Below are 3,671 nucleotides of genomic sequence, written 5' to 3' on the forward strand. Positions count from 1 at the left end.
TCCTGGCGCGCTGGATATGCTTGAGCGAACCGTTTCGATCGGCGACCACCGACGCCAACCGCGCAGCATCTTCAGAGTTTACGATCACACATACGATCTGGGACATCCCGCCAGACTCGCACGAAACTAACCGATTGTGAATCACCTGATTGGGTCAGTGCACTAGAGATGATACGGACCGTGCTGGAGGAGACTCCGTGGCCGGTGATCACAAACCGCTACTGCCGTTTGGACTCTCCTCATGAACCTTGAGCTCGCGCGTTGACCGGTCAAAATATTTGATATATAAATCAATATAACGCAAACATTCGGCACGTGCCCCGTTTCGCCGCTAGAAGTGCGGTACATCGGGTTGCTCGCATCGCTTCCAAAGATGTGAGCATCATATTTGGCGGGAAGAAACGATGAAACGGAGGTGCCGCAGCTTTATCTCGATGGCGACCTTCTACCAACGATGCCAGCTTCGGCCGGGTTCAACCAGATCTCGCCTTTCGTCGGCGCCGCCTTCCGACCTTGGGTAGTCTGCTGTTGCAAGCCTATGCGAGGTTGTCGCTAGGGGGGAGCTGTTACCGCCCGAATATGACGGCCAAACTGCGATAGTGCCGAAGGCTTCACAAGGCGAAATGGAAAGAGTCGCATTATGGATATCAAAAAGCAACTTCTGCCCCCGACCCAATTCATCAAAGATTTGGGACCAATTTTTCAGGTCGCCTATGTAGAAGTCGATTTCGAAAAGGCAGTTTCGAGTTGGAGTGCTCTCGGCGTCGGCCCCTTCTTTGTGGCTGACCATGTCAAGGTGCCCTATGATTATCAGGGGCGAAACCTTGAGGCGGAACTCACGCTTGCATTTTCCTACTGGGGCGACATGCAGATCGAAATCATTCAACAGCATGATGATCTGCCGTCTGTCTATCGCAAATGGATGGATGGCTCGCAGTCAGGAATTCATCACGTCTGCATCCTGGTCGATGATATCGCTGACATCCGCGAACGGTGCACTGGCGCAGGGCTGCGCATCGATCAGCAGATGAGTACGGCGTCCGCCGACGTCATCTATACTCAAATGCCACATGACGGCTCCCATTTTGTCGAATTTGCTCAATATGCACCAGGTACCGGAGCGCTTTTCCAACGAATTAAAGACGAATGCGCAAAGTGGGATGGGACCAATCCCATCCGCTCGTTGAGCGAGTTCATCTAACGGCTTTATTGGAAGCTATGCTGTTTTGCGGCTGTGGCTGCTCGGGCCGCATCATAATGTGGCTGGCAGGCATGTGCGGAGATTAAGGGCGCTGAGCCCGGTTGGTTGGCTGAGCTGATCGTCAGGCCCTTGCCTTGCCGCGGGCAAATGTCTGAAGACGGGCAGTGTCTCTGGGCGACAGGAAGTGCCTCCAGGCAAGCTCCATGGGATCGGCGGATTTATCTGCCTCCCCCTTGAAGACGGTGCAATTCGATCAAGGCCAGGTGGTCACAATAATATTGCTTGAGGTGCCGAAAGGTCGGCGGCAACCGCTGCTTCGCCGACCGCAAGAGGGCTCAAGCAGCGAGAAGGGTACAAATGTCAGAGGAATACCGTCAAGCCTATGACCGCAGCATCAAGCGGTCCGAAGCGTTCTGGATGGAGGCGGCGGACGCCGTCAGCTGGACGAAGCCACCGACCATCGCCTACTCCCAGGAGGATGGCTGGTTCGCGGATGGTGAGCTCAACACATGCTACAATGCTGTTGACCGTCATGTCGGGGCTGGGCGGGGTGACAATGCGGCTCTGATTTATGAAAGTGCTTATACGGGTGCGTCCGAGAGCTTAACCTATGCGGGCCTGCTGGAGGCCGTCTCAAAAACCGCGGGTATGCTGCAGGGGCTTGGCGTCGAGAAGGGCGACCGGGTCATTATCTACATGCCGATGATACCCGAAGCGGTCTTCGCCATGCTGGCATGCGCCCGCATCGGTGCGATCCACTCGGTCGTTTTCGGCGGATTCGCCCCTCCGGAATTGGCCAAGCGGATCGATGACGCCAAGCCCCGCGTGCTGTTGACCGCATCCTGCGGCATAGAGGGAAAGCGTGTCATTCCCTACAAGCCGCTCTTGGATGAGGCTCGGAAGATCGCCGAGCATGAGGTCGATCATGTGGTAGTCGTGCAAAGACTGGTGCACCAGGCCCAGATATCTGGACCGAATGAACATGACTGGGCGACGCATCTAAAAGATGCGTCGCTCGCGCCCTGTGTGCCGCTCCGGTCGTCAGACCCGCTTTATATACTCTATACCTCGGGAACGACGGGCACCCCCAAAGGTGTGGTCCGCGACAATGGCGGACATGCGGTCGCGCTCACCTGGAGCCTTGCCAATATCTACGGTTTCAAACCTGGCGACACATTTTGGGCGGCTTCGGACGTGGGATGGATCGTTGGGCACAGCTATATCGTCTATGGACCCTTATTGGCCGGCGGCACCACCGTCCTCTATGAGGGTAAGCCCGTAGGGACGCCCGACGCCGGTGCGTTCTGGCGAATGGTAACACGACATAGCGTCGATATCCTTTTCACGGCACCGACCGCGCTAAGGGCCATCCGTAAGGAGGACCCCGAAGCGCAATATCTGAAGTTAATCGGCATTGGCGGCGTGCGGGCAATCTTCCTCGCGGGCGAACGTGCGGACCCGGACACGCTCGCATGGGCGGAGAGGGTGACTGGGCTGCCGGTCATCGATCACTGGTGGCAGACAGAATTGGGCTGGCCAGCCGTTGCGACCTGTCTCGGCCTCGGCGACCTGAGACGCAGGCATGGCAGCGCGGGCTTCCCGGTTCCCGGCTACCGATTTGCGATACTCGGAGAGGATGGGCACGAGGTTGGAGCCGGAAGTACGGGCGCGGTGGCGATCCGCATGCCGTTGCCGCCAGGCTGCTATCGGACGCTGTGGAACAACCCCGCCGGCTACGCAAGGTCCTTCGCCACTTTCGACGGACACTATGAAACGGGCGACGCCGGCCACATCGACCAAGATGGTTTCCTCTGCGTGATGGGCCGGACCGACGACATCATCAACGTGGCCGGCCATCGCCTTTCCACCGGTCAGATGGAACAGATCGTCGCCGCCCATCCGGCCGTGGCCGAATGCGCCGTGATCGGCGCCGACGATGCACTCAAGGGCATGGTTCCGATCGGCTTTGCCGTGACCAAGTCCGGCCCACAATTCGGTGCCGAGTTGGCGGATCAGATTATCCAGCGCGTTCGCGACGAGCTAGGCCCCGTGGCGGCGCTGAGGACTGTCCACATTGTTCGCGCCCTGCCGAAGACGAGATCAGGCAAGATACTTCGGGCTTCGCTGCGCAAGCTGGTCAATGGTGAGCCGGTGGAGACGCCGGCAACGATCGAGGATGGCGGCGTCCTCGACGAGCTGAAAGGCCTCTTTCAAACCAAGTCAGACAGTGGCTAGAGCGGTTTCCGCGCTTTCTGAATCATTGAGGATCCACACGGACGGCGTTTTCTGATTCTGGGCGGGGGTCGTCAATCGGCACAGTGTGTTACTATATCGATACACATTGGGGACCATGAGGAAGTGTGGGGCATCGGTAGCGAAGTAGGCGTCGGCACGCTATGCAGGGCTGGTGGCCGGTCCTACGAAATCGATCCAAATCGCCGCTGAACCGGAGGCTGCGGAGCCAGGCGCG

At 58.2% G+C, this 3,671-nt stretch carries 2 protein-coding genes; both read left to right on the top strand.

What is annotated here, in order from left to right; translation table 11 throughout:
* The first annotated feature begins 640 nt into the window (after nucleotides 1-640).
* Nucleotides 641-1,201 (top strand): VOC family protein, encoded by a 561-nt coding sequence (locus EWE75_RS24035; protein ID WP_130160557.1) that lies wholly within the window; start codon nucleotides 641-643, stop codon nucleotides 1,199-1,201.
* Between the two features lie 357 nt (nucleotides 1,202-1,558).
* A complete protein-coding gene (locus EWE75_RS24040; protein ID WP_130160558.1) occupies nucleotides 1,559-3,436 on the top strand; it encodes an AMP-binding protein in 1,878 nt (625 codons plus the stop codon).
* Nucleotides 3,437-3,671: the final 235 nt, after the last annotated feature.

Source organism: Sphingomonas populi (assembly GCF_004208535.1).
GTDB classification, from domain to species: Bacteria; Pseudomonadota; Alphaproteobacteria; order Sphingomonadales; family Sphingomonadaceae; genus Sphingomonas; species Sphingomonas populi.

Excerpts from the sequence above, each read along its gene's own strand:
- EWE75_RS24035 (WP_130160557.1), top strand. The coding sequence starts at position 641 with ATGGATATCAAAAAGCAACTTCTGCCCCCGACCCAATTCATCAAAGAT.
- EWE75_RS24040 (WP_130160558.1), top strand. The coding sequence starts at position 1,559 with ATGTCAGAGGAATACCGTCAAGCCTATGACCGCAGCATCAAGCGGTCC.